Genomic DNA, 26505 nt, shown 5'->3' on the forward strand with positions numbered 1-26505 from the left:
ACCCCCATGCGCTCTCCCATCTCCATCGTCAACGTCGACCGCCTCGACACCTGGTCCCGCTACCGCGCTGGCCTGTGCGACACCTGCGCCGCCAACTGCTGCACCATGCCGCTGGAGGTGCAGTTGTCTGACCTGGTGCGGCTCGGCTTGGTGGATGCGTTCGAGGCCGAGCATGAGGAGCCCCGGCACATTGCCAAGCGCCTGCAGAAGGCGCGGCTGATTGACCACTTCAACCACAAGAACGTGGTCTTCACGATGGCGCGGCGGGCCAGTGGGGATTGCAACTTTTTGCACCCCACCACGCGGCTGTGCACGGTGTACGACCAGCGCCCCGACACCTGCCGCCTGCACCCGCAAAAGAAAAGCCCCAAGCCGGGGTTCTGTGCCTATGGCCGCCGCACGGCCTGACGGCATGGGTGGCTGCGGCGGCTGATTCTTCCAATGGCGCTGTCTGACCACGCAACGCCCGCACCATGCCCGCCAAAGCCCTGCCCAGCATCGACCCCGCCCGCTGCACCGGCTGCGGCTGGTGCGTGGCGGTGTGCCCGCCGCATGTGCTGTCGCTGCAGGTTGAAGGAGTTTCGGCATGGGGGCCCAAGCGGGCGCAATTGCATGATGCGGCGGGCTGCACGGGGTGCGCGCTGTGTGCACTGCGGTGCCCGTTTGATGCGATCCGCATGGTGCGCACAGTGGATGTGGCGCCGCGGCGAGGTGATGGGGTTTGAAACTGCTGTGGAGCGGATATGGCCCTGAAGTCATCTGCTCCAGGTGATTTCGTTGTGCCCGTGCCTTACGACTTCCTGGGTGCCTTGATGGCTTTGGAGGGCTTGTCTTTCTTGTCGGCCTTGGGCGCAACAGGCGGCAGGTAGTTGGCCCCTGTCACCACCGACTTGCCGGTCTGGCTTTCCAGCTGGTTACGGGCCTGGCGCGCGATGCGGCCACCGGTTTGGGCGGCCGTCTTGTTTTCGGCCATGCCGGTGGCTTGCACGCTTTCGGCAATCTGGCGGGTCGATAGTTCGGCCAGGGCGGTGAAGATCAGCTCGGCCTCGCTCATGTGGTCACGCAGGTTGTGGCTGCTGAGGCCCTTCATGTCTTTGTGCTGTGCCACGCTCACGCCCGCCCACTCCTGGTGAATGATGTTGGTGAGGATGGCGAATTCACTGCCCGCCTTGATGTCGTGCTCACTCCAGTAGTCGGTGAGCTTGTTGCGGGTTTCCTGCCCGGTCATGCGCTGCTGGATCCATTGGTCGCTGCGGCCATGCTGCTGCCAGGTCTGGCGGGCTCGGTCGAGCGACAACGCCGGGTCGGCCATCTCCTGCATGCGCTCGTAACCCACCTTGGCCAGCCAGAGCTTGATCGGTTCGGCTTTGGGGCTGGGGATGGATTGCACGAGCCGCAGCAGGGTTTCGGCGGTGGCTACGTCGGTGAGATAGTTTTTGCCGTCGGCAGCAGGCAATTTCAGTCGGTGACAGCTTGTCACCGACTCGCTGCCCTCCTTGCTCAGGCGCTCTTTCAGCTTGTTCCAGTATTTGCGTGCCGTCTGGTAGTCCGGCTGCTGCGTCAGCACCTGCACGACATCGATCACAGAGAACCACCAGGTTTCCGTGCTTTCGTCGTACACGCGGCGAATGGATTGGCCGTCCAACTGGGTGGGCAGGATTTTCATACCGAACGCCTTTCAAGAACCTGTTTCATCGGCCTCTGAAAGAGGCCAGAGACTAAGGGGCAAAACGCTGGGGCCATGGAAGTTGGCATGCCTTCCCAGGCCCAAAAATACTGTATATATTATCAGCCTATGCTCTTTCATCTAGCGCTGCCGCAGTCGTGTCAGGCCCTTGGTGCACACACGGTATCGACCTGGCGCCAAAGCGCCTTCACCCATCCTGATTGCTATTGAATATATAGCTAACAGCGCTTATCCATAAAGCGCCATACGCCATTTTTATCAGTGATTCTTTCCGCCCACACCCTGTGCCACACTCTCCCCCCTATGTCTTCTACAGAGTGGGCCCAGGCGGCCCTGCAGTCGTTTGATGCGGTGGTGCAGGCCACGGCAGGGTTTCGCAGCCGCGCTGGCCAGCGGTTGATGGCCGAGCAGGTGGCGCGCACGTTCAGTACGGCCACGCTGGGCAAGGTGGATGAGGAGGGTGGCGAGGCCGCGCCCACGCGCGCCATTGCCGTCATCCAGGCGGGCACGGGCGTGGGCAAGTCGCTGGCGTATTGCGCGCCCGCCATTGCGCTGGCGCTGGCACGCGGCACGCGGGTGCTGATCTCGACTGCCACGGTGGCGCTGCAGGAGCAATTGGTGAACAAGGACCTGCCCGCGCTGGCCGCGCGCATGCCCCAGCCGTTCAAGTTTGCGCTGGCCAAGGGGCGTGGGCGCTATGTGTGCAAGCTCAAGCTCGACCGGCTGGCGGGCACGGGCGAGGCGCATGGCGAGGACGATGACGACCTGTTCCCCGAAGAGGCCGCCAGCGCCCGCCACAAACGCTCGCACCAAGAGACCGAGGCGCGCATGCAGTTTTATTCGACCATGGCGCAAACCCTGGCCAAGGGCGCGTGGGATGGCGACCGCGACAGCCTCGATAACCCGCCCGAGCCCGAGGTGTGGAGCCCCGTGGCGGCCGAGGGCGCGTCGTGCACGGGCAAGCACTGCCCGGCCTTCAGCCAGTGCACTTATTACGAAAAACGCAAGGAGCTGGTGGGCGCGCAGGTGATCGTGGCCAACCATGATCTGCTGCTGTCGTCGCTGGGCGCACGCGTGCTGCCCGAGCTGGACAACTGCCTCTTGGTGCTGGACGAAGCCCACCACCTGCCCGCCACGGCGCTCGACCAGTTCGCGTGCAGCATGGATTTGTCGCGCATCACCTGGATCGAGCGCCTCTCCAGCCGCGGCCTGCGCATTGGCGCGCTGCTGGAGGTGGAAGAGATTGCCGACATCCCCAAACACGCGGCCCAGCTGCGGCAGACATTGCAGGACCTGGCGCGCATCGTGATGGATGTGTATGGCCCCGCGCTCAAGAGCCAGAAAGACACCTGGGGCCCGGCGCGCGTGCGGGCGCCGCGTGGCGAGCTGCCCGAGCAACTGATCGCCCCGCTGGGCCTGCTGGCCGCCAGTGCGGACGGCTTTCTGGAAGCGCTGCGCGCCATCAGCAAAGCGCTGCGCGCCGAGATGCGCGACAAGCCCGACGAGGCCAGGCGCCTGTCCACGCTGTATGCGCAGATCGGCATGCTGGCGCCGCGCCTGGAAGCGCTGCACGCCACCGCGCAACTGCTGCTGCAGGACGCGCCCGAGGGCGCAGATCACACCTTTGTGCCCGCCGCCAAATGGTTCACGCTGGAGACGGACGGCGACTTCATCGTCGTCAAGGCGCACGCCAGCCCCATCCTGCCCGGCACCATGCTGCGCAACCACCTGTGGAGCGCGGTGCGCGGCGCGGTGCTGACCTCGGCCACGCTCACCAGCTGCGGGCACTTTGACTTCTTTTTGCGCGAGGCCGGCTTGCACAGCGACGAGGCCGCCACCACGCTCGAAGTGCCCAGCCCCTTCAACTACGCCGCGCAGGGCACGCTGATTGCCGCCGAGACCCGCGCCGACCCCAAGAACGCCGCGCAGTTCACCGCCGAAATGGTCGATGCGCTGCTGCACGACATTGCCCGCGTGGAATATGGCGCGCTGGTGCTGTTCACCTCGCGCGAGCAGATGCGCCAGGCCGTCGATGCGCTGCCCACCGCCATGCGCAGCGTGGTGCTGGTGCAGAACGCACTGCCGCGCACGCAGCTGCTGCGCCGCCACCGCGAGCGGGTGGACAACGGTGAGCCCTCGGTCATCTTCGGCATGCAGTCGTTTGGCGAGGGGCTGGACCTGCCCGGGCGCCTGTGCGAGTCGGTCTTCATCACCAAGCTGCCCTTTGCCCCGCCCGACGACCCGGTGGGCGAGGCCCGCGCCGAATGGCTGCGTGCCGTGGGCCGCGACCCCTTCAGCGAACTGGTGGTGCCCGCCACCGCCATCCGCCTGGCGCAATGGGTGGGCCGCGCGATCCGCACCGAAGAAGACATGGCGCATGTCTATTGCTACGACAAGCGCCTGACGCGCACCAGCTACGGGCAGCGCCTGCTCAAAGGGCTGCCGCCGTTTGCGCTGGAGCAACGCGCGCCGCTGTAGCCGCTGTACAGTCGCCAGCCCTTGTCACCACCACTGCAACCAGAAAGAACCCCATGCCCCACACCGTGCCCGCCTGCCCCCAATGTGGCCTGGAGAACACCTACCCCGACGGCAGCAGCTACGTGTGCCCCGACTGCGCGTTTGAATGGCCGCAAGTGGCTGATACAGCAGACACCGACGCCGATGCAGGCGACGGCATCGTGCGCGACGCGAATGGCAACCCGCTGGCCGATGGCGATGCGGTGATCCTGGTGAAAGACCTCAAGGTCAAGGGCTCGTCGTCCACGCTCAAGAAGGGCACCAAGATCAAAAGCATTCGCCTGGTCGATGGCGCCGATGGCCACAACGTGGACTGCAAGACCGACCTGGGCAGCATGCTGCTGAAGTCGGAGTTTTTGAAGAAGGCTTGATGCTTTGTTATTGATAGCTGGTAGCGCTTGATACATAAGCGCTGCAGCCAAAAAATGTGTGGAAATATGACATGCCCACCATTCAAGCAATCCATGTCCCACCCCATCGCCGTCATCGACTTTGAAACCACCGGCATCTCGCCCGGCCAGGGCGCGCGCGCCACCGAGGTGGCCATCGTGCTGCTGGAAAAAGGGCAGGTGGTGGACCGGTTCCAGAGCCTGATGAAAACCGGCGCGTGGATTCCTTCCTTCATCACCCAGCTCACCGGCATCACCAATGCCATGGTGAACGCCGCGCCCGACGCGGCCACCGTGATGGCGCAAGCCGCGCGTTTTGTGGGCAACGCGCCCATGGTGGCGCACAACGCGTCGTTTGACAGCAAGTTCTGGCAGGCCGAGCTGGCCCTGGCCGGGCAGCCCGCGCCGCAGCCGTTTGCGTGCACCGTGCTGCTGTCGCGGCGCCTATACCCGCAAGCGCCCAGCCACAAACTTGGTGTGCTGGTTGATTACCACGGCCTGCCGCGTACCGGTCAGGCCCACCGGGCGCTGGCCGACGCCGAAATGGCAGCCGCCCTGCTGGCGCGCATGCAGCACGACCTGCGCACGCAATGGCGCGTGGCCCAGCCAGACCATGCCCTGCTGATGGCGCTGCAGCGCTGCGCCAAGCCTGCGGTGGGCAAGCTGCTGGCGCAGCACGCTGCCAACGCGTGAAGCGCGCACGCAATTTTTACTCCTTTTTTTATAGCTTTAAGCGCTTATCCATCAAGCGCAACAGGCCTTTTTGGCTTGAAAACGTAACCAGTCATCGCGCTTGCCCATAATCGCGCCACTGCCTCCACCGAAAGGCCGTCTATGTTGCGCTGTGGGCCCATGCCTGGCTGATCGGTGTGGCGCCACTGGGCCGCTGCCCCCACCCGCCGCCGCGCGGCGGTGGGGCTGAACCTGCATATTGCGGCGCTTCATAAAAGATAGCTTCCCGCGCTGATGGGTTGTGCGCCAGCAACTGTTTTTGATGCAAATCCCTACGGCACCATCGGGCTATGGGCCGTGGCCCCGCCCTTGCATTACCCTTCGGCCCATGCGCGCATTTCCCCCTCTGGCCTGCGTGGCCTGCGCTGTCGTCCTGCTGGGGCTGGGCGGCTGCAGCACGCCGCCGCCGTCTTCCCCGTCACCGCCCGCCCCGTGGCGCAGCGCGGCATCGCAACTGTCGGACGAGCAGGCGCACGACATCGCCATTCACGCACTGGGGCTGGTGGGCACGCCCTATCGCTATGGCGGCAACACGCCGGATTCGGGCTTTGACTGCAGCGGGCTGATCGGCTATGTCTATCGCCACCGCGTGGGCACGGCGCCACCGCGCACGGTGGCGCAGCTCAGCGGCTGGGGGCAGCAGGTGGCCAATGGCGAACTGCGCAGCGGCGACATGGTGGTGTTTGGCACAGGGCGCGCACCCACCCATGCGGGCATCTACGTGGGCGAAGGGCGCTTTGTGCATGCGCCATCCTCGGGTGGAACAGTGCGACTGGACCACCTGCAGTCGCGCTACTGGTCCCGCCAGAACGCATCGTTTCGCCGACTCTGAAGGGCCGGGCGGCCCTGTCACGGTGCGGTGGGCGTGCCGCGCGACAATCGGTGCCACCATGACCCACGCCCAACACTCTGCCCACCCCGTTTCCACCCACGACGCCACACGCATAGATGACACACGCATCAAGGCCGTGCGCCCGCTCATCACCCCTGCGCTGCTGCAGGAATGGCTGCCCGCGCCCGACGCCGCGCAGGCGCTGGTGGAAGCCAGCCGCACCGCCATCTCGCGCGTGCTGCACGGGCAGGACGACCGGCTGATCGTGGTGGTGGGGCCGTGCTCCATCCACGACCATGGCCAGGCGCTGGAATACGCGCACGCACTCAAGGCCCAGGCCGATGCGCTGGGCCAGGATCTGCTCATCGTGATGCGCGTCTATTTTGAAAAACCCCGCACCACCGTGGGCTGGAAGGGCTACATCAACGATCCACGCATGGACGGCAGTTTTGCCATCAACGAAGGGCTGGAGCTGGCCCGCCAGTTGCTGCTGGATGTGCTGGCCGTGGGCCTGCCGGTGGGCACCGAGTTCCTCGACCTGCTCAGCCCGCAGTTCATCAGCGACCTGGTGAGCTGGGGCGCCATTGGCGCACGCACCACCGAGAGCCAGAGCCACCGGCAGCTCGCATCGGGCCTGTCGTGCCCCGTGGGCTTCAAGAACGGCACCGATGGTGGCGTGAAGGTGGCCAGCGACGCCATCCAGGCCGCGCAGGCGCCGCACGCTTTCATGGGCATGACCAAGATGGGCCAGGCCGCCATTTTTGAAACGCGCGGCAACCACGACTGCCACGTCATCCTGCGCGGCGGCAAGCAGCCCAACTACCAAAAGGCCGATGTGGATGCCACCTGCGCCGTGCTCCAGGCCGCCGGCCTGCGCGAGCAGGTGATGATCGACGTGAGCCACGCCAACAGCAGCAAGCAGCACCAGCGCCAGATCACCGTGGCCGCCGAGGTGGCCCAGCAGATTGCTGGCGGCGACGCCCGCATCACCGGCCTGATGATCGAAAGCCACCTGCAGGAAGGCCGCCAGGACATCGTGCCCGGCCAGCCGCTGCAGCACGGGGTTTCGGTGACCGACGCCTGCATCAGCCTGGCGCAGACGGTGCCGGTGCTCGAAGGCCTGGCCGCCGCGGTGCGGGCCCGGCGCCAGAGACAGACCGCCTAGTGGATGCCCGGGCAGGGTGCCTGAACAGGGCACTGCGGTGTAGCATTAACATCCCATTGCAGAAACACCCCTTTGGGCATGCCGCACCAGCGCCTGGTGCCCGGCCGTAAAGCGAGCCTCTGCCCACCTCCCTGGCCTTTCATCGTTCAACCTGTTTCCCGTTCTTTGCGTTCTGGTCACTCCATGCAGGCAATGCCGATTTCGCTGTCCGCCTCACCGTGCCGCCTTGGTGGCCCATGGGGCTAGTGGGCATGCCGCCTGCGCAAAACGCCCCCCGGGAAGCCGCGCGCCTGCGTGCGTTGCAGTCATACGCCATCCTGGACACGCCCGCCGAAGAAGCGTTTGACCAGCTGGCTGTTCTGGCCGCACGCATCTGCAACACGCCGATGGCGGTGGTGAATTTTCTGGACAGCGAGCGCCAGTGGTTCAAGGCGGCTGTAGGCGTGCCCTTCAGGCAGACCGACCGGGCCATTGCGTTTTGCAACCATGCACTGAGCGGTAGCCGTGAACCCCTGGTGGTGGCCGATGCGCGCCAGCACCCGCTGTTTGCCAACAACCCGCTGGTGCTGGGCGAGCCGCATATCCGGCTGTATGCCTGCTTCCCGCTGGTCACCCCTGAAGGCGCGGCGCTGGGCACGCTGGCGGTGCTGGACACGGTGCCCCGCCCGTTGGCCGATGAGCAGCTGGAGGGCCTGAAGATTTTGGCCGGCCAGGCCATGGTGCTGCTTGCGCTGCGCCGCCAGCAACGCCAGTTGTCGCAACTGGTGCAGGAACGCGACCAGATACATGCCAATCTGGTGGAAAAGAGCGAAACCCTGGGCGAGGCCGCCCGCACTGCACGCATCAACGAAGAACGCTTTCACCTGGTGGCGCGTGCCACGGCCGACACCATCTGGGACTGGAACCTGGTCACCGATGCGATGTGGTGGAACGAGGGCATGCAGCACCTTTTCGGCGTTCCACCCGGCGAGTTGCCGCCCGACAGCCGCTCGTGGACCGAGCGCCTGCATCCCGATGAAAGCGCCGACCTGCTGCACAGCATCCATGCTGCCATCGATGGCAACGCCAGCCACTGGTCGGCCGAATACCGCTTTCGCCGCCAGGACGACAGCTATGCCTGGGTGCTGGACCGCGGTTTCCTGATCCGCGATGGCGATGGCCGGGCGGTGCGCATGGTTGGCGGCATGACCGACATCAGCGCCCACAAGCTCGCCGAGATGGAAACGCGGCGCGATGCGCACAACCACGCCCAACTGCTGCAACTGCAGCAGCGCATGTCGTCCATGGACCTGCCGTTGCCCGAGGTGCTGGCCCTGGTGGCCCAAACGGTGCTGGAGCAGACCGGCGCGCGCGGTGCCATGGTGGATCTGCTCGAGGGCAGTCACCTGGTAACCCATGCATCCGCTGGCGACATGGTGCGCCCCCAGGGCTTGCGGCTGCCGGTGGAGCAAAGCCTGCTGTGGCCCGCGCTCTGCCAGGGGCGCACCGTGGCCTGCCATGACACCGAGCTCGAAGGCTGGGACCTGGCGTCCAAACCCCACTGGCGCGGCCTGCGCTCGGTGGCTGCAGCGCCCTTGCGGGCGGGCGATGCCGTGGTCGGATTGCTCATGCTCACCTCCGACCGGCCCCACGCCTTTTCGGCGCGCGACGTGGCCCACCTGGAGATCCTGACCGAGTCCCTGGGCACCATGGTGCAGCTGCGCCACGTGGCCAGCCAGCTGCACGCCTCCGAACTGCAATACCGCTTGCTGTTTGACGAGCACCCACACCCCATGTGGGTGTATGCACAGGACAGTTTGCGCCTGCTGGCGGTCAACCAGGCCATGGTGGCGCACTATGGCTACACCGAGGCCGAGCTGCTGCAGCTGGAGCTGCCGGCGCTGTGCGCCCCCGAAGACCGCCCCGGACTCAAAGAGCGGCTGCAGGCCGTTTTTCAGTTGCCACGCGACAAGTTTGTGGTGCGCCGCCATGTCCGCAAGGACGGCAGGCTGATGCAGATGGAGATTTCCGCGGGCAACATCAGTTTCAACGGGGTGGCCGCCCGCCAGGTGCTGGCCATTGATGTCACCGAGCGGCTGCGCACCGAAGACGAGCTGCGCCGCATGGGCCGGGCGCAACGCCTGCTCAGCGCCTGCAATGAGGCGCTGGTGCGCGCCACGTCCGAGGCCTCACTGCTAAAGGAAATCTGCCAGATCGCCGTGGACATTGGCGGCTACCGCTTGGGCTGGGTGGGCTTTGCGCTGAACGACGAAGCCAGGACCATCCAATCCGTGGCGCATGCGGGCTACAACGACCGGTATCTCGAAGAACTGCAACTGAGCTGGTCCGAAGACAGCCCCTACGGCCACGGGCCCGCCGGGGTGGCGGTGCGCAGCGGCGCACCCGTGATCGTGCAGGACATCCGCACCGACGGCAGCTTTGCCGACTTGACCGAGCGCATGCTGGAGCACGGCTTTCATGGCGTGATCTGCCTGCCCCTGCGCGAACGCGAGCACAGCTTTGGTCTGCTGTACCTGTATGCCCCCGAGATCCTGCACATCAGCGCCGAAGAGGCCACGCTACTGCAGCAACTGGCCAACGACCTGGCCTTCGGCATCATGAGCCTGCGCGCCCGGATGGAACAACAGCGCCTGCAGGCCGCGGTGCTCAAGATGGCGGCCGCCGTGTCGGCCAGCACGGGCACAGAGTTCTTTGTGCAGCTGGCCAAGAACATGGCCGAGGCCCTGGGTGCACAGGTGGGCTGCGTGGGCCGCCTGCTGCCACCGCAGCAAGGGCAGGCGCCGCGCGCGGTGGCACTGGCGGCGGTGCTGGATGGCGAGAAACTGCCCACCAGCGAATACGCGCTGGCCGGCACACCCAGCCTGCTGCTGCTCAGCCAGCAACAGGTGGTGGTGCAGGACAACGTGGCGCAGCAGTATCCCGAAGCGCCCATATTGCGCCAGATCGCGGCGCAAGGCTATGCCGGGCAACAGCTGTGCAACGCCGATGGCGAAGTGGTGGGCATGATCTTCGTGGTGTTCCGCGAGCCGCTCACCAACACCGACTTCGTCACCTCGACCCTGCGCATCTTTGCCAGCCGCGCCTCGGCCGAGATCGACCGGCAGATGTCGGACAAGCGTATACGCCACCAGGCCTCGCTGCTCGACAAGGCCCAGGACGCCATCATCGTGCGCGATCTCGAGCACCGCATCATCTACTGGAACAAGAGTGCCGAGCGGCTGTATGGCTGGTCGCAACTGCAGGCGCTGGGCCAGTCCATCGAGACCCTGCTGTACGACGACCCCACGCAGTTTCGCCGCGCCACCCGGGCCACCCTGGAACATGGCGAGTGGACCGGCGAAATCGTGCAGCGGCACCGCGACGGCAGCCCCATCGATGTGGAAGGGCGCTGGACACTGGTGAAAGACGATGCCGGCGAGGGCCATTCGGTGCTGGCCATCAACACCGACATCCGTGCGCGCAAGGCCACCGAGCGCGAGATCCAGCGCCTGGCGTTCTACGACGCGCTCACCGGCCTGCCCAACCGCATGCTGCTGATGGACCGCATGGGCCAGGCGCTGGCCAGCGCCCAACGGCGCCAGCAGGGCGGAGCGCTGCTGTTCATCGACCTGGACAACTTCAAGACCCTCAACGACACCCTGGGCCACGACCAGGGCGATCTGTTGCTGCAGCTGGTGGCGCAGCGCCTGAACAGCTGCGTGCGCAGCGTGGACACCGTGGCGCGCCTGGGTGGCGACGAGTTCGTGGTGATGCTCGAAGAGCTCAGCCAAAACCCCCAAGAACTGGCCCGGGATGCCATGGGTGTGGGCGAAAAAATCCTGGCCATGCTGGCCGTGCCCTATGCGCTCAAGGGCTACCAGTACCGCAGCACCCCCAGCATCGGCATCGCGCCGTTTGAGGGCGACCAGACCAGCGTGGGCGAGCTGCTCAAACAGGCCGACCTGGCCATGTACCAGGCCAAGACCGCCGGGCGCAACACCCTGCGCTTCTTCAGCCCCGAAATGCAGGCCGTGGTGACCGCCCGCGCCGCACTCGAGGAAGACCTGCGCTCGGCCCTGGTGCAGGACGAATTCCTGCTGCACTACCAGCCGCAGGTCAACCAGACGGGCCAGTGCGTGGGGGTGGAGGCGCTGGTGCGCTGGGCCCACCCGCAGCGCGGCATGGTGTCGCCCGCACAGTTCATTCCCCTGGCCGAAGAAACCGGGCTGATATTGCCACTGGGCCGCTGGGTGCTGCACCACGCGTGCACATTGCTGGCGCGCTGGCAGGACGAGCCGCAGCTGGCGCACCTGACCATGGCCGTCAACGTGAGCTCGCGCCAGTTTCGCCATGCCAGTTTTGTGGACGATGTGGCCCGGGTACTGGCCATCACCGGCGCACCGTCGGGGAAACTCAAGCTGGAGCTGACCGAAAGCCTGCTGGTGGAAGACATGGAAACCACCATCGCCACCATGGCAGCATTGCGCTCGTATGGCGTGGGCTTTTCGCTGGACGACTTCGGCACCGGATACTCGAGCCTGAGCTACCTCAAACGCATGCCGCTCGATCAGCTCAAGATCGACCAGAGCTTTGTGCGCGACCTGCTCACCGACCCCAACGACGCCGCGATTGTGGACACCATCATTGCCCTGTCGCGCAGCCTGGGCCTGGAAGTCATCGCCGAGGGCGTCGAAACCCCCGAGCAACGCGATCTGCTGGCCCGCGCGGGCTGCCACCTCTACCAGGGCTACCTGTTCAGCCGCCCCCTGCCCACGGACCTCCTGGAGGCCTTCCTGCGCCCCGATATGCCCTGAGGCAGATTCACTCCCCGGTTTTTCCCACCCACCGCAGCCTGGCCTGCGGTTTTTTTTGCCCTTTTTTTTCCGCCCAGCGTTTTGCCATGACACCGGGACATGGGCTGAAAACGGCGACGGGTTGTTCTGCTGTTATTGATTAAAGGTTTCTATAAATACATAGTCGTAGTAGTAGAGGGCGGCTTTCTCTGTGGACAACTGCCTTTTGCCTTGCCACGACAGCCACTTGCGCTGCGCCCAACCCTGTGGACGCAGCCCGGCTGCCGCTGTCTGCCACCCGGGGATAAAACCGGACCAGCGCCCACTTCTGTGGATAACTGCCCGGTTGTGCCAGATCTATCCCCCGTTTTGTGCACATGGACGGGGGTTCGGGCAGGTTTGGATAGAAATCAGGTGGTAGCGCCTGTGTAGTAAGCGCCATGAGCTATTTATTCAATAGCAAACAGGACCAGGGATCCCCAGCAGGCGCTATGCAGCCAGCCAGGGCCTGACCCACCAGTGCCACAGCGCCAGGCCGGCGCCGATCCAGCAGGCCACGATCAGCACGACGCCGATGCGGCTGACGGGCTTGCCGCCCTCGGTCTTGATCCACTGGTCGGCCTGTTCGCGGCATTCCTGCAGCACGGGCGCCGGAATCAGCCGGATCACCAGCCAGATCAGCCCTGGCAGCAGCAACACGTCGTCCAGGTAGCCCAGCACGGGGATGAAGTCCGGAATCAGGTCGATGGGACTGAGGGCGTAAGCCACGACAAAAACACCCAGCGCCTTGGCATACCAGGGCGCCTGTGGGTGCCGCGCGGCGAACCACAGCGTGACGCCGTCCCGCTTGACAGTTCTGGCCCAGGTTTTCAGGTGGTTCGCAAGGTGCACAGGTTTTTCCGGTGGGGGTACGGGGCAGGCCGCGCGCCATTTTTAGAGCATTCAGGGCGGCCTCAGGGGCGCAAAGAAGGTTTTGGTTGTTCTTCTATGGTTCTATATATAAATAGTAGTAGTAGTAGAGGGCGCCATTTTTTGTGGACAAGGTCTTTTTCCCCAATGCTGGCGCGCAGTTGCGTTGCCTGAAAGTATGTGTGGCGAGGCCCTTGAACTTTGCGGCCGGCAGATAACAACTTTCGGGTTTCTGCTTTGTCTGTGGATAACTGCCCGGTTGTGCCAGTAATGCCCCCAGCGTTATCCACAAGCGCAAAAAAACCCGGCACCTTGGTAGGTGCCGGGCTTGGGGGGTGAGAAAGCAGGTCAGGGCATGGCGCCCCTGCCTGGGGCTTTAACGGGCGGGGCCACCCATGCCGCCCATGGGCATGTCGCCACCGCGCATGCCGCCGTGGTGGCCATGTTCGCCATGGCCATGGCCCCAGTCACCGCGGTGACCGCCCTTGCCGCGCATTGGCTGGGCCTGGGCGTCGAAGGTCTTTTGCTGCTCTGGTGTCAGGGCGGCGTAGAAGGTCTTGGTGGCTTCACCGCGGCGGTCGGCTTCGGCTGCGTGCTGGGCGCGCTGGGCGCGCATGCGGTCGATGCGTTCCGGGGTGGTGAGCTTTTCCATTTCGCTGCGGTCCATCGTGCGGTCCAGGCGGGCGGGGCGCTCGCCGGGTTGCATGGCGGCGGTGAACGCGGTCCAGGCGGGCTCCTGCGCCGGCGTCAGTTTCAGTTGCGCCTTGAGGGCGTCGATGCGTTGGGCCATGTGGGCCTGGCGGCGCTCCTGCCGGTCGCCCGGCTTGCGGGCCTGCTCGGCCGAGGCGCCTGCGGCGGGCGGCGCAGAAGGGGCTGGCTGGGCCAGCACGGGCAGAGCGAAGGCGGCCATCATGGCGGCGGCGGCGATACGGCGTTGGAAGAAAGACATGGTGTGGGTCCTTTTCAAGGGGTTGGTCCGCTGGTACGACCGTTCCAGCGGTTGAGGGTCAGTGTGCGCGGCCCGTGTAACCCGCCCGTGTGGGATTGATGCGCCTGTGTAAAGTTGCAACAAGAAGTCCGGTGCCTGGTCGGAATGCATTCCGCATAAAAATGGCATGAAGCGCTTTTAGGTAAAGTGCTAACAGCTATCAAAAACAGAGTGAAAGCGGGCGTTGGACCCGCAAGGGGGCCAGCCGACCCCCGACAATGTCGGCTGTACTCCGCAATGGCTGGAAATGGCCAGAAGAAACAAAGGTTGTCCGTGTTCAAGAACATGATCGTGTACCGCATTGCGCCGCAATGGCAGGTGGAATTGACGCAGGTGGAAGAGGCCCTGGCCAAGGCGCCCTTCCTGGAATGTGGTGCCACGCAGGAAAAGTCGCTCGGCTGGGTGCCGCCGCGCGGTGATGCGCATGGCCCGCTGGCCGAGTCGGTGGGCGGGCAGTGGATCCTGCGCTTCATGGTCGAATCCAAGGTGCTGCCCGGCAGCGTGCTGGCCCGCCGCGTCAAGGAAAAAGCCGAACGCATCGAGCAGGAAACCGGCCGCAAGCCTGGCAAGAAGGAAAGCCGGGAGCTGAAAGACGAGGCCAAGCTGGACTTGCTGCCCATGGCCTTCACCAAGCAGGGCTCGATGTGGGTGTGGATTGACACCGCATCGCGCCTGCTGGTGCTCGACACCTCAGCCCAAGGCCGCGCCGACGAGGTGGTGACGCTGCTGGTCGAATCACTGCCGGGTTTGTCGGTCTCGCTCATCAACACCCAGACCAGCCCGCAGGCCGCGATGTCGCACTGGCTGAGCACGCAAGAGCCGCCCGTGGGCTTCACCGTGGACCGCGAATGCGAGCTCAAAAGCGCCGACGAAGCCAAGGCCGTGGTGCGCTACGCCCGCCACCCGCTCGACATCGAGGAAGTGCAGGCCCACATCGCCGCCGGCAAGCTGCCCACCAAGCTGGCCATGACCTGGGACGACCGCGTCTCGTTCATGCTGACCGAGGGCCTGCAGATCAAGAAGGTGGCGTTTCTGGACACGGTGTTTGAAGGCACCAAGGCCGACGACGGCGGCTTTGATACCGACGTGGCGATTGCCACGGGCGAGCTGGTCAAGCTGATTCCCGACCTGATCGAGGCGCTGGGCGGCGAGGCCGAGAGTGGCGTGGCCGAGAGCGGCGTGGCCAGTGCAGCGCAGGCAATGGGCGCTGGCGCCGCGCCCGCAGCCGCACCAGTGCCACAGTCTGCGCCATCGTCCGCGCCGTCCGCACCCGCGCGCAAAAGTGCGGGCGGTGGCGTGGTGACCGGGCCGGTGACGCCCCCGGAAGACACCGACCCCGAATCAGCGCCGTTCTGAGATCGGGAGCCTGTTCTCAGGCATGTCATCCAGCAAGAATGGCCCCAATCGCTTACTGGGTCAGCGCAAGCAGCTATGAATGCAATAGCATTTTGGGCGCTGTGGCAGGGTTGCCATGGGCGGTGGCCAGGTCGTCCAGGATGGGGCAATCGGGCCGGTCGTTACCCTGGCAGCAGGACACCAAGGTTTGCAGTGTGCGCTGCATGGCCTGCATGGCGGCGATGCGTGCGCCCAGGTCGTCGATGTGCGCCTGGGCGATGCGTTTGACATGGCCGCTGGCGCGGCTCTTGTCTTGCCACAGGCCCAGCAATTCGCGGATTTCTTCCATCGAAAAACCCAGCGTGCGCGCGCGGCCGATGAAGCGCAGCGCGTGCACGTCGGCCTCGGTGTACTGGCGGTAGCCGCTGTCGGTGCGGCCCACGGGGGGCAGCAGGCTCAGCGATTCGTAGTGGCGCACCATGCGCGCCGACACCCCGGCGCGCCGGGCGGCCTCGCCGATGGGCACGGGCCAGCCCTGTGCCGGCGTGCGCGTGCTCATGCGGCGACCTGGTAGCCCTCTTCGGCAATGGCGGCGGCCAGGGCCTCGCGGGGCTGGGTGCTGTCGATATCGACACGGTTGTGCGCGCGGTCGATGCGCACGGTGGCAGCGGGGTCGATCTGCTGCACGGCCTGGGTGACGGCGCGCTCGCAGTGGCCGCAGGTCATGCCCTGGACTTGAAGGGTGTATTGCATGCGATTTCTCCGGTGAAAAAGTGATGACACAGGAATAATGAACCTTGACATGGTGGCATAGTCAAGCGCCCGCAAAGGCACTGGCGTCTGCAAGGTTGATGGGGCATCCGTTCTTGACCTTGCCATCATGGCAAGGATTACCGTACCCACCATGAACACTTCTGCCACCCCCCCCGAATCCCTGGAATCCCCGGAAACCATCGACCTTGGCATTGGCGGCATGACCTGCGCCAGCTGCGTGGGCCGTGTGGAGCGGGCGCTGCGCAAAGTGCCCGGCGTGCAGGCTGCCACCGTGAACCTGGCCACCGAGTCGGCGCGCATCGCCTATGTGCAGCCGCCGGGTGCGCAAGGCCCGGCCATGGACGCCGTGCTGCGCCGCGCGGTGCGCAATGCCGGTTACGAGCCGCGCGCGGCAGGGCAGGACGATGCGCCCGGGAACCTGTCGCCCTGGGCCGGTTTTTTGCCGGTGGGCGTGGGCCTGCTGCTGTCGGCCCCGCTGGTGCTGCCCATGCTGGGCGATCTGCTGGGCTACCACTGGATGCTGCCCGCCTGGGTGCAGTTTGCGCTGGCCACGCCGGTGCAGTTCATTCTGGGGGCGCGCTTTTACAAGGCGGGCTGGCATGCGCTCAAGGCCCTGACGGGCAACATGGATTTGCTGGTGGCCATTGGCACATCGGCGGGCTGGGGGTTGTCGGTGTGGCTGTGGCTGACGGCGCCAGAGGGGCATGCGCCGCACCTGTATTTCGAGGCCTCGGCGGTGGTGGTGACGCTGGTGTTGCTGGGCAAGTGGCTGGAGGCGCGCGCCAAGCGCCAGACCACGGCGGCCATCCGCGCACTGCATGCGCTGCGCCCCGATGTGGCCCACATGCTCGGGCGTGATGGCGAGGTGGATGTGCCGGTGGCCGAGGTGATGGCGGGCGACCGGCTGGTGGTGCGCCCCGGCGAGCGCATTCCGGTGGACGGCAGCGTTCTGGAGGGCCACACCCAGGTGGACGAGTCCATGCTCACCGGCGAGCCCTTGCCTGTGACGCGCGAGGTGGGCGCGCCCCTGACCGGCGGCTCCATCAATGGCGATGGCCGCGTGGTGATGCAGGTGTCGGCCGTGGGCGCCGAGACGGTGCTGGCGCGCATCATCCGCCTGGTCGAGGACGCGCAGGCCGCCAAGGCGCCCATTCAGCGCCTGGTCGATCAGGTGTCGGCGGTTTTCGTGCCGGTGGTGCTGCTGGTGGCGCTGGCCACGCTGCTGGCCTGGCTGTGGACGGGCGCGGGCTTCGAGGTGGCGGTGATCCACGCCGTGGCGGTGCTGGTGATTGCCTGCCCTTGCGCGCTGGGGCTGGCCACACCGGCGGCCATCATGGCGGGCACCGGCGTGGCGGCCAAGCACGGCATCCTGATCAAGGACGCGCAGGCGCTGGAGCTGGCCCACCAGGTGGATGTGGTGGCGTTCGACAAGACCGGCACGTTGACGGTGGGCCGGCCCCGGCTGACCGCCTTCGAGGTGGTGCCGGGCCAGGACGAGGCGGCCGTGCTGGCGGCCGTGGCCAGCGTGCAAAGCGGCAGCGAACACCCGCTGGCGCGTGCCGTGGTGGCGGCTGCGCAAGAGCGCGGCCTGCAGACCGTGGCGCCCGACGGCGTGCGCGCCGTGCCGGGGCGCGGCACCGAGGGCGAGGTGCAGGCCCGCAGCTACCTGGTGGGCAGCCTGCGCTGGATGGACGAGCTGGGCGTGAAAGAACTGAAGGAGGGCGCGCTGGCCGCGCGGGCGACCGCCTTGCAAAGCGATGGCGCCACGGTGTCGGCCGTGGCCGAGCGCACCACCGACGGCCTGGCCTTGCGCGCCATCCTGGCCTTTGGCGACGAGCCCAAGGCCGGCGCGCGCGAGGCGCTGGCGGCGCTGCGGGCGCTGGGCGTGCGCACGGTGATGATCTCGGGCGACAACCGGGGCGCCGCCGAGGCCATGGCCCGGCGCCTGGGGCTGGACCCCGATGCCGGCGAGGTGATGGCCGAGGTGCTGCCCGGCGAGAAGGCGGCGCGCGTGCAGGCGCTGCAGGCGGGGAGCGATGAGCACCGCCGGGCCGCCCCAGGGCGCGAAGGACCCCTCGGGGGGCAGCGAAGCACACGCAGTGGCAAGCGTGGGGGCCATGTGGTGGCCATGGTGGGCGATGGCGTCAACGACGCCCCCGCGCTGGCGGCCGCCGATGTCGGCATGGCCATGGGCAACGGCACCGATGTGGCCATGCATGCCGCCGGCATCACGCTGATGCGCGGCGACCCGAAGCTGGTGGCCGCGGCGCTGGATATCTCGCGGCGCACCGTGGCGAAAATCCGGCAGAACCTGTTCTGGGCCTTTTTCTACAACGTGGCCGGCATTCCGCTGGCGGCGCTGGGGTATCTGAGCCCGGTGGTCGCTGGCGCAGCCATGGCCTTGAGTTCGGTGAGCGTGATGGCCAATGCGCTGTTGCTCAAACGCTGGCGCATGTGACAAATACCTAGAGCGCTGTCGCCAATGTCTGGCAAACTGCAACGTTTTGTTGCATATCCGTGGCTGCGACCGGCGGCCGGGGTGCGTTCAGACTTGGAGGAAGACACATCATGAATCTCTTATCGCTCATGCGGCTGTTCACCATCCGCTTTCGGATGTTGGGCGCCATTGCCGTGGTGCTGGTGCTGTTGGGCATGTTGGGGGGCGCCGGCATGCTGGGCATGTTCCGCATCCACGACATGAGCGAGGACTTTGTGGCGCGTTCGTTCTCCGAGGTGAGCCACATGGCCGAGTTGCGCGGTGAGATGGGCGCGATCCGCCAGCACGAAAAGGACATGATCATCTCGTATGAGAAGCCCGAGGACGTGAAGGCGGCGCACACCCGTTGGCTGGCCAGCGTGGAGCAGTCCAAAAAAGTCGCAGCCCGCTTTTTGGAAGGCCCGCAGGACAGCGACAACGCCATCGCGCAGGCCATCGCCAAGCGCCTGGACAGCTACCGCGACCAGTTCGCGCATGTGGCGCGCCAGCTCGAAGCGGGTGGCTACGACACGGCCACCATTGCCAACCGCATGAGCAGCAAGGCCGTGGCCGAGTTCGACGAGGCCGACAAGCTGCTCAAGGAGCTCGACGGCGTGCTGCGTGCCGAGGTGACGGCGGCCGTTGCCGACCAGAAAAATGTGGCCAACCAGACCCTGTGGCTGTTTGCCCTGGCGGTGCTGATCACCGTGTTGGTGGTGGTGCCCACCACGCTGATGAACATGCTGTCCATCTGCCGCCCGCTGGCCGAGGCCCGCCGTATGGCGCTGGCGATTGCCGGCGGCGACCTGTCGCAGCGCATCGTTGCCGATGGCAAGGACGAAGTGGCCGACCTGCAGCGCGCGCTGGCCGACATGCAGCAGGGCCTGGGGGCGCTGGTGGCGCAGGTGCGCGATGCCAGCGGCAGCATTGCCACGGCCAGCCAGGAGATTGCCACGGGCAACCAGGACCTGTCCGCGCGCACCGAGCAGACGGCCAGCAATGCCCAGGAAGCGGTGGCCTCGCTGTCGCAAATCACATCCAATGTGCAGCAGACTGCTTCGTCGTCGCAGCTGGCCAACCAGCTGGCCAGCTCGGCCTCCAGCACGGCCCAGCGCGGTGGTTCGGTGGTCGAGCAGGCCGTGGCCAGCATGCACGAGATTTCGGCATCGAGCCGCAAGATCGGCGACATCATCGGCCTGATCGATTCGATTGCCTTTCAGACCAACATCCTGGCGCTGAACGCCGCTGTGGAAGCCGCCCGCGCGGGTGAGCAGGGCCGGGGCTTTGCCGTGGTGGCCAGCGAAGTGCGCAGCCTGGCGCAGCGCTCGGCGGCGGCGGCCAGCGACATCAAGGGCCTGATCAGCAACAGCGTGACCGCCGTGGACGGTGGCGTGCGCCATGTGGAAGAAGCCGGCGCCGCGATGCAGGAAATCGTGGCCAGCGTGCAGCGTGTGGGCGACATCATTGGCGAGATCACCGCCGCTGCCTCCGAGCAGTCGGCCGGCATTGGCCAGGTGAACCAGTCGGTGGGCGATATTGACCGCATGACGCAACAGAATGCGGCGCTGGTGGAAGAATCGGCCGCCGCCGCCGAATCGCTGCGCGAGCAGGCTGCGCGCTTGTCGCAGGTGGTGCAGCAGTTTCATCTGGCCGATGAAGGCCGTGGCATGGCGGCCCTGTCCCACGCCGCCGCCGCCGGGCCGGAGCGCCGCGCATTGGTTGGCCGCGCCACGCCCCAGCTGGCGGGCTGAAGCGGGCATTCGTGCATCGCCTGGTGTGGAGATGCTATTAATTAAATAGCTGCCAGCGCTTTGTACAAAAGGGCTGGAGCCACTTTTGGCTTAAAACGCCCGCCCTCAGAACAAGGTGGGGTAGTCTGTGTAGCCTTTGGCCCCGCCGCCATAAAAGGTGGCGCGGTCGGGCTCGTTCAGGGGCGCGTTCTTTTCCAGCCGGGTGACCAGATCGGGGTTGGCAATGAAGGGCCGGCCAAAGGCCACGATGTCGGCGCCCGCTGCCACGGCGGCTTCGGCCAGGGGGCGGTCGTAGGCGTTGTTCACCATCCAGGCACCCTTGCCGCCGGCCTTGCGGTACACGGCCTTGAGGGCGGCGTAGTCGAAAGGTCGGTCGGCCAACTCCCGGGGGCCGCCGGTGGCGCCTTCGATGATGTGCACATAGGCCAGCCCCAGCGGGGCGAGCTGGGCCACCAGGTAGTCAAAGAGCTGCTGAGGGTTCTCGTCCACGATGTCGTTGGCGGGCGTCACGGGCGACAGGCGGATGCCGGTGCGGCCGCCACCGACTTCATCGACGATGGCGCGCACCACTTCGAGCGTGAGCCGGGTGCGGTTCTTGATGCTGCCGCCGTAGTCGTCGGTGCGCTGGTTGGCGCCGGTTTTCAGGAACTGGTCGAGCAGGTAGCCGTTGGCGCCGTGGATCTCTACGCCGTCAAACCCGCAGGCGATGGCGTTGCGCGCGGCGTGGCGGTAGTCCTGCACGATGCCGGGCAGCTCGTCCAGTTCAAGTGCGCGCGGCATGGAGGTGTCGGTGAAGGTGGGCACGCCGTCCTTGATCAGCACCGTCTTGGTCTTGGCGCGAATGGCCGAGGGCGCCACGGGCGCGGCGTTGCCTGGCTGCAGGTCGGTGTGCGAGATACGGCCCACATGCCACAGCTGCACGACGATCTTGCCGCCTTCGGCGTGCACGGCGCGGGTCACGCGCTTCCAGCCGTCAAGCTGCTCGGTGCCATACAGCCCGGGCACGTCGGCATAGCCCTGGCCCTGGGGGCTGATGGCCGTGGCCTCGGTGATCAGCAGGCCGGCGCTGGCGCGCTGCTGGTAGTAGGTGGCCATGAGCGGCGTGGGGATGGCGTCGGGCGCGCGGTTGCGCGTGAGCGGCGCCATGGCGATGCGGTTGGCCAGGTGCAGGTCACCGGCCTGGACGGGTTCGAACAAAGAGGGCATGAAGGGCTTTCGTCGCAAGGGGGAAGAGGGGATATGCCCGAGGGCAGATTTTCCCCCAAGTGTACTGCAGTGCGGCACTGGCTGCAGTATGCAGCGGGCAGCACGGTCAAGCCATTGTGTGCTAGTTGCGCTATCGCAGAAGAAACTGGCTTAATTAAAACAATAGCAGTCAGCGCTGATGGGGCAAAGGCTGCGCGCTGTTTTATTTCCGTGCGCCGGTGCGGGCGGACCGCAGCGGCGCACGCGGGCGTGGCGCTTATTTGAGCAGGCCTTCGGCCTTCATCGCTGCTTGCACGGCGGGGCGGGCACCCACGCGTTCGCGGTAGGCTGCCAGATGGGCCAGGCCTGAGAGGTCGAGTCCGACGAAGCCCGCCCAGTTGGTCACGGTGAACAGATAGCCATCGGCCACGGTGAACTGATCGCCCATGAGGTATTGCTTGCTGGCGAGCTGGCTGTCCACCCACTGCAGGCGCTTGAGCAACTGTTCGCGCGCGGTGGCCTTGTATTCCTCGGGCGTGGCGGGGTTGAACAGGGGGCCGAAGCCCTTGTGCACCTCGGTGCCGATGAAGGTCAGCCACTCTTGCTGGCGGTAGCGCTCCATGGTGCCGTTGGCCGGGGCCAGTTGCTTGTCGGGGACCTGGTCGGCGATGTATTGCACGATGGCCGGGCCTTCGCGCAGGCGTTCGCCGTTGTCCAGCTCCAGCAGGGGCACATAGCCCAGCGGGTTGATGCCGTAGTAGTCGGTGCCGTCCTGCAGCTTGTGGCTCTTGGTGCTGGCCAGCACGGGCGTGAACGCCAGGCCGGCTTCGTGCAGGGCAATGTGGGGCGACAGGGAGCAGGCGCCGGGCGAGTAGTAGAGCTTCATGAAAAAAATCCTCTTGAGCGATGGAAAGGGAGAAGCCGGATGCTATGCGCTGCAGGTGTTTTTTGCTGGCGCCGGGGCACTTGCGCTGGCAGCGGTAGCGGGCATGTTGCAGGCGTCTTCGGGGGGCGATTTTTACGCGGGGCGGGTTTGCTCTTCCAGCTGCACCAGGTACAGCATGGCGTGCTCCCGGTCGGTGCCGCACATGTCGGCCGATGGCATCAGCCCGGCGCACACGGCCGGGCGCCCGGGCTGCCCAAATACCAGGCAGCGGGCGTCGTCGCCCAGCTGAACGCAGCGCACGCCGGCAGGCTTGCCCCGTGGCATGCCGGGGATGGGCGAGCTGATGGAAGGGGCGGTGCAGCAGGCGCCGCAGCCCGGCCGGCAGTTCATGGAAGAGGTGATTTTGATAGCTGTCTGCGCTTGCCCATTGGGCGCTGCAGGCCGTTTTTGCTTGAAATACTCAGCCCGCTGCCGGATGCAGCCGCCCGGCCGCCCACAGCACCTGATCGACCACGGCGCGCACGCGATCGCGGTGCGCCGGGTGGACCAGGGCGCCGTGGTCGTCGAAGGCGCTGTCTGCATGGCCCAGCGCAAAGGCTTGGGGTGCCAGCCAGCATTTCAGATTGATCAGCAAGGGCGCCAGGTGGCTTTGCGAGCGCAGGCCGCCCAAAGCGCCCGGCGAGGCGCTGAGCATGCCCACGACCTTGTCGCGAAAGGACCGGGTGCCGTCTTGCCAGTCGGGGTGGTTTTTGACGGGGCTGGAGGCCCAGTCGATGGTGTTCTTGAGCAGGGCGGTGTAGCTGCCGTTGTATTCGGGGGCGCAGATGATCCAGGCCGGGTGTTCCCACAGGATCTGCTTGAGCCGCAACACATCGGCGGGCGTGCCTTGGGCTTCCAGATCGGCGCTGTACATCGGGATGTCGAACTCGGACAGTTCCAGCAGCGTGACCTGGGCACCGGCTTCGCGGGCCATGGCGGCAGTGGCCTGGGCGAGGCGCCGGTTGAACGATTGCTGGCGGGTGCTGCCGGCAAAGACGAGGAGTGGGTGGTGCATGCCCGGCATTGGAGCACAGACCCGGGGCAGGATTCCTGCGGGTGCGGCCCTTGGATGAGCGTGCGACGCAGGCCTTGGTGCAGAAGGCCCTGTTTCACGTGAAACAAGGCCGGGCAGGCTGGAGCGCACATGCGCCGCAAGGGTGTCGGCATGGCCCTTGGGCGTGCGCCAGCCAAAGGTGGGAAAATTGCAGGCTTTCCGCTGCACGGCCCACAAGGCCGGCGCGGGGTGGGCGCAGGAGCGTCGGTGTTTGGTGCGTGTGTGGTTATGGGCCGGTGGCCCTGGAGTTGTCCCATGTTGTATCCCCAGGAATTTGATGTGATCGTGGTCGGCGGTGGCCATGCAGGCACCGAGGCCGCGCTGGCCGCTGCGCGCATGGGGCAACGCACGCTGCTGCTCACCCACAACATCGAGACGCTGGGGCAGATGAGCTGCAACCCCAGCATCGGCGGCATCGGCAAGGGCCACCTGGTCAAAGAGGTGGACGCGCTGGGTGGCGCCATGGCGCTGGCGACCGACGAGGGCGGTATCCAGTTCCGCATCCTCAACAGCAGCAAGGGCCCGGCCGTGCGCGCCACGCGGGCGCAGGCCGACCGCATTCTGTACAAGGCCGCCATCCGCCGCATGTTGGAGAACCAGCCCAATCTGTGGCTGTTCCAGCAGGCGGTGGACGACCTGATGGTGGAATCCACCGGTTCTGGCGACCGCGTGGTGGGCGCCGTCACGCAGGTGGGCATCCGCTTTCGCAGCCGCACCGTGGTGCTGACGGCGGGCACTTTCCTGGACGGCAAGATCCATGTGGGCCTGAACAATTACGCCGCCGGCCGGGCAGGGGACCCGCCCGCCGTGTCGCTGTCGGCACGCCTCAAGGAGCTGAAGTTGCCCCAGGGCCGCCTGAAGACCGGCACGCCGCCGCGCATTGACGGGCGCAGCATCGACTTTTCGAAGTGCACCGAGCAGCCCGGCGACGGCATGCCCGGCGGCGTGAACGAGGGCACGGTGCCCGTGTTCAGTTTCATGGGCAATTCGCAGATGCATCCGAAGCAGGTGCCTTGCTGGGTGACCCACACCAACGAGCGCACGCACGACATCATCCGCAGCGGCTTTGACCGCAGCCCCATGTTCACCGGCAAGATCGAGGGCGTGGGCCCGCGCTATTGCCCCAGCGTGGAAGACAAGATCAACCGCTTTGCCGACAAGGACAGCCACCAGATCTTTCTGGAGCCCGAGGGGCTGACCACGCACGAGTTCTACCCCAATGGCATCAGCACCAGCCTGCCGTTCGACATCCAGTACGACCTGGTGCGCAGCATGCCCGGGCTGGAGAATGCGCACATCCTGCGCCCCGGCTACGCCATCGAATACGACTACTTCGACCCGCGCTCGCTCAAGAGCAGCTTCGAGACGCGCCAGATCCAGGGCCTGTTCTTTGCCGGCCAGATCAACGGCACCACAGGCTATGAAGAGGCGGCGGCCCAGGGCTTGTTCGCCGGCATCAACGCCGCGCTGCAGTGCCGGGAGATCAAGGGCGAACCCAATGCGTTCGGCGGCGCCTGGCTGCCCGGCCGCGACGAGGCCTACCTGGGTGTGCTGGCGGACGACCTGATCACCAAGGGCGTGACTGAGCCCTATCGCATGTTCACCAGCCGGGCCGAGTTTCGCCTGCAGCTGCGCGAGGACAACGCCGACATGCGCCTGACCGAAGCGGGGCGCCGCATGGGGCTGGTGGACGATGCGCGTTGGGACGCCTTCAGCCGCAAACGCGATGCGGTTTCACGTGAAACAGAGCGCCTCAAGGCCACCTGGGTGAACCCGCGCAACCTGCCAGCGGCGGAATCCGAGCGCGTGCTGGGCAAGCGCATCGAGCATGAATACAACCTGTTCGAGTTGCTGCGCCGCCCCGATGTGAACTATGCCAACCTGGTGTCGATGGATGGCGGCAAGTACGCGACCAAGGACGTTTCACGTGAAACGCTGGGTGACCTGAGCGAGCCGGTGGTGGAGCAGGTGGAAATCGCCGCCAAGTATGCGGGTTACATCGACCGCCAGAAGGGCGAGGTGGAGCGCGCCGCGCATTTCGAGAAACTGCGCCTGCCGGCCGAGCTGGACTACATGCAGGTCACGGCGCTGAGCATCGAGGCGCGCCAGGTGCTCAGCCGACACCGCCCCGAAACCCTGGGCCATGCCTCCCGCATCACGGGCATCACGCCGGCGGCGATCTCGCTGCTGATGGTGCATTTGAAGAAAGGTGGGTTCAAGGAGTTTGCGGTGGCCCCAGTTGTCCCGGACACCCCTGCGAAGGCAGAAGGGGAAATAGCGGCATGACGATGGCAGTGCACAACGATGCCTTGCGCCAGCAACTGCAGGCGGGCGCGGACGCGCTGGGCTTGGGCCTGGCCGAGGCGCAAATCACCCAGCTGCTCGACTTTCTGGCCCTGCTGCAAAAGTGGAACAAGGTCTACAACCTGACGGCCGTGCGCGACCCGCAGGAGATGCTGACGCACCATTTGCTCGACAGCCTGGCGGCGGTGGCGCCGCTGCGCCGCCAGGTGGCGGCATTGCGGCAGGGCGGCGTGCCCACACCTGCTCCCGTGCGCTTGCTCGACGTGGGCTCGGGTGGCGGCCTGCCCGGCGTGGTGTTTTCCATCTGCTGCCCGGATGTGGATGTGAGCTGTGTGGATACCGTGGGCAAGAAAGCTGCGTTCATCCAGCAGGCGGCGGTGGCGCTGAAGCTGCGCAACCTGCACGGCCTGCACGCTCGGGTCGAGACCTTGACCACACCGTTCGACATCATCAGCTGCCGCGCCTTTGCTTCGCTGCCCGACTTCGTGGGCTGGTCGCGGGCTGCGCTGATGGCGCCGCACGGTGTCTGGCTGGCCATGAAGGGCAAGCACCCTTCGGATGAAATCGCCGCCTTGCCCGCCGCCGTGCAGGTGTTTCACGTGGAACAGCTTACCGTGCCGGGGCTGGATGCCGAGCGCTGCATCGTCTGGATGCAACCGGCCACAGCGCCCGTGGCTTAAACTCGCCGCATCGTTCTCCGGGAGGCGCCG

22 protein-coding genes are annotated in these 26505 nt (G+C 66.2%); 13 read left to right on the forward strand and 9 right to left on the reverse strand.

All coding sequences use genetic code 11. The annotated features are described in order from the left end of the window. The first annotated feature begins 6 nt into the window (after positions 1-6). On the forward strand, positions 7-408 hold the full coding sequence (locus CCX87_RS00050; protein ID WP_087742887.1) for a YkgJ family cysteine cluster protein: 402 nt from the start codon (positions 7-9) through the stop codon (positions 406-408). Between the two features lie 65 nt (positions 409-473). Next, positions 474-725 (forward strand): ATP-binding protein, encoded by a 252-nt coding sequence (locus CCX87_RS00055; protein WP_087742888.1) that lies wholly within the window; start codon positions 474-476, stop codon positions 723-725. 65 nt (positions 726-790) lie between these two features. Here CCX87_RS00055 and CCX87_RS00060 read toward each other — a convergent pair whose 3' ends face one another. Then, the gene (locus CCX87_RS00060; RefSeq protein ID WP_087742889.1) at positions 791-1666 is read right to left on the reverse strand and encodes a BRO-N domain-containing protein; all 876 of its coding nucleotides are present in this window, start codon (positions 1664-1666) and stop codon (positions 791-793) included. A 324-nt stretch (positions 1667-1990) separates the two neighbouring features. On the opposite strand from CCX87_RS00060, the gene dinG reads away from it, so the two are divergent. The 6 genes from dinG (at position 1991) to CCX87_RS00090 (ending at position 12115) form a co-directional block, all read left to right on the forward strand. Beyond that, positions 1991-4165 carry an ATP-dependent DNA helicase DinG gene (gene dinG, locus CCX87_RS00065; RefSeq protein WP_087742890.1) on the forward strand — a complete coding sequence of 725 codons (2175 nt, stop codon included), beginning with the start codon at positions 1991-1993 and terminating at the stop codon, positions 4163-4165. A gap of 53 nt (positions 4166-4218) precedes the next feature. Next, positions 4219-4575: a zinc ribbon domain-containing protein YjdM gene (locus tag CCX87_RS00070; protein ID WP_087742891.1), complete on the forward strand. Its 357-nt coding sequence runs from the start codon at positions 4219-4221 to the stop codon at positions 4573-4575. Between the two features lie 93 nt (positions 4576-4668). Further along, complete coding sequence (locus tag CCX87_RS00075; protein WP_087742892.1) at positions 4669-5286, forward strand: 3'-5' exonuclease; 618 nt, start codon at positions 4669-4671, stop codon at positions 5284-5286. 367 nt (positions 5287-5653) lie between these two features. Beyond that, positions 5654-6157, forward strand: a complete 504-nt coding sequence (locus CCX87_RS00080; protein WP_087742893.1) for a C40 family peptidase — start codon at positions 5654-5656, stop codon at positions 6155-6157. A 58-nt stretch (positions 6158-6215) separates the two neighbouring features. Further along, on the forward strand, positions 6216-7322 hold the full coding sequence (locus CCX87_RS00085; RefSeq protein WP_087742894.1) for a 3-deoxy-7-phosphoheptulonate synthase: 1107 nt from the start codon (positions 6216-6218) through the stop codon (positions 7320-7322). Between the two features lie 251 nt (positions 7323-7573). Then, positions 7574-12115 carry an EAL domain-containing protein gene (locus tag CCX87_RS00090; protein WP_087748087.1) on the forward strand — a complete coding sequence of 1514 codons (4542 nt, stop codon included), beginning with the start codon at positions 7574-7576 and terminating at the stop codon, positions 12113-12115. A gap of 468 nt (positions 12116-12583) precedes the next feature. Here the strand turns inward: CCX87_RS00090 and CCX87_RS00095 are convergent, their stop codons facing one another. Together CCX87_RS00095 and CCX87_RS00100 are read right to left on the reverse strand one after the other, a co-directional pair. After that, positions 12584-12985 (reverse strand): YkvA family protein, encoded by a 402-nt coding sequence (locus CCX87_RS00095; protein WP_087742895.1) that lies wholly within the window; start codon positions 12983-12985, stop codon positions 12584-12586. Positions 12986-13379: 394 nt separating this feature from the next. Further along, positions 13380-13952, reverse strand: coding sequence for a Spy/CpxP family protein refolding chaperone (locus tag CCX87_RS00100; protein ID WP_086910863.1), 573 nt, complete (start codon positions 13950-13952; stop codon positions 13380-13382). 312 nt (positions 13953-14264) lie between these two features. Between CCX87_RS00100 and CCX87_RS00105 the strand changes: the two genes are divergently transcribed. Continuing rightward, positions 14265-15347 (forward strand): recombination-associated protein RdgC, encoded by a 1083-nt coding sequence (locus tag CCX87_RS00105; protein WP_087748088.1) that lies wholly within the window; start codon positions 14265-14267, stop codon positions 15345-15347. A gap of 73 nt (positions 15348-15420) precedes the next feature. Here the strand turns inward: CCX87_RS00105 and cueR are convergent, their stop codons facing one another. Beyond that, a complete protein-coding gene (cueR, locus tag CCX87_RS00110) occupies positions 15421-15885 on the reverse strand; it encodes a Cu(I)-responsive transcriptional regulator (protein ID WP_087742896.1) in 465 nt (154 codons plus the stop codon). Beyond that, a complete protein-coding gene (locus CCX87_RS00115; protein WP_086926139.1) occupies positions 15882-16079 on the reverse strand; it encodes a heavy-metal-associated domain-containing protein in 198 nt (65 codons plus the stop codon). The genes cueR and CCX87_RS00115 overlap by 4 nt, the downstream gene beginning before the upstream one ends. Positions 16080-16230: 151 nt before the next feature. Here CCX87_RS00115 and CCX87_RS00120 point away from each other — a divergent pair, with 151 nt between their 5' ends. Then, on the forward strand, positions 16231-18558 hold the full coding sequence (locus tag CCX87_RS00120) for a heavy metal translocating P-type ATPase (RefSeq protein WP_087742897.1): 2328 nt from the start codon (positions 16231-16233) through the stop codon (positions 18556-18558). 110 nt (positions 18559-18668) lie between these two features. Next, a complete protein-coding gene (locus CCX87_RS00125; protein ID WP_087742898.1) occupies positions 18669-20327 on the forward strand; it encodes a methyl-accepting chemotaxis protein in 1659 nt (552 codons plus the stop codon). Between the two features lie 105 nt (positions 20328-20432). Here CCX87_RS00125 and CCX87_RS00130 read toward each other — a convergent pair whose 3' ends face one another. The 4 genes from CCX87_RS00130 to CCX87_RS00145 all read right to left on the reverse strand — a co-directional run bounded on the left by CCX87_RS00130 (position 20433) and on the right by CCX87_RS00145 (position 23452). Beyond that, the gene (locus CCX87_RS00130) at positions 20433-21533 is read right to left on the reverse strand and encodes an alkene reductase (RefSeq protein ID WP_087742899.1); all 1101 of its coding nucleotides are present in this window, start codon (positions 21531-21533) and stop codon (positions 20433-20435) included. 256 nt (positions 21534-21789) lie between these two features. Next, positions 21790-22398 (reverse strand): glutathione transferase GstA, encoded by a 609-nt coding sequence (gstA, locus tag CCX87_RS00135; RefSeq protein WP_087742900.1) that lies wholly within the window; start codon positions 22396-22398, stop codon positions 21790-21792. A 132-nt stretch (positions 22399-22530) separates the two neighbouring features. Next, positions 22531-22788 (reverse strand): YkgJ family cysteine cluster protein, encoded by a 258-nt coding sequence (locus CCX87_RS00140; protein ID WP_087742901.1) that lies wholly within the window; start codon positions 22786-22788, stop codon positions 22531-22533. A gap of 70 nt (positions 22789-22858) precedes the next feature. Then, a complete protein-coding gene (locus tag CCX87_RS00145) occupies positions 22859-23452 on the reverse strand; it encodes an NADPH-dependent FMN reductase (protein WP_087748089.1) in 594 nt (197 codons plus the stop codon). 294 nt (positions 23453-23746) lie between these two features. Between CCX87_RS00145 and mnmG the strand changes: the two genes are divergently transcribed. Both mnmG and rsmG read left to right on the forward strand, forming a co-directional pair. Then, on the forward strand, positions 23747-25777 hold the full coding sequence (gene mnmG, locus CCX87_RS00150; protein ID WP_087742902.1) for a tRNA uridine-5-carboxymethylaminomethyl(34) synthesis enzyme MnmG: 2031 nt from the start codon (positions 23747-23749) through the stop codon (positions 25775-25777). Positions 25778-25779: 2 nt separating this feature from the next. After that, positions 25780-26475: a 16S rRNA (guanine(527)-N(7))-methyltransferase RsmG gene (gene rsmG, locus CCX87_RS00155; RefSeq protein ID WP_369825281.1), complete on the forward strand. Its 696-nt coding sequence runs from the start codon at positions 25780-25782 to the stop codon at positions 26473-26475. The last annotated feature ends 30 nt before the right edge of the window (positions 26476-26505 follow it).

The sequence above is a fragment of the Acidovorax sp. T1 genome, assembly GCF_002176815.1.
In the GTDB taxonomy this organism is placed as follows: Bacteria; Pseudomonadota; Gammaproteobacteria; order Burkholderiales; family Burkholderiaceae_C; genus Acidovorax.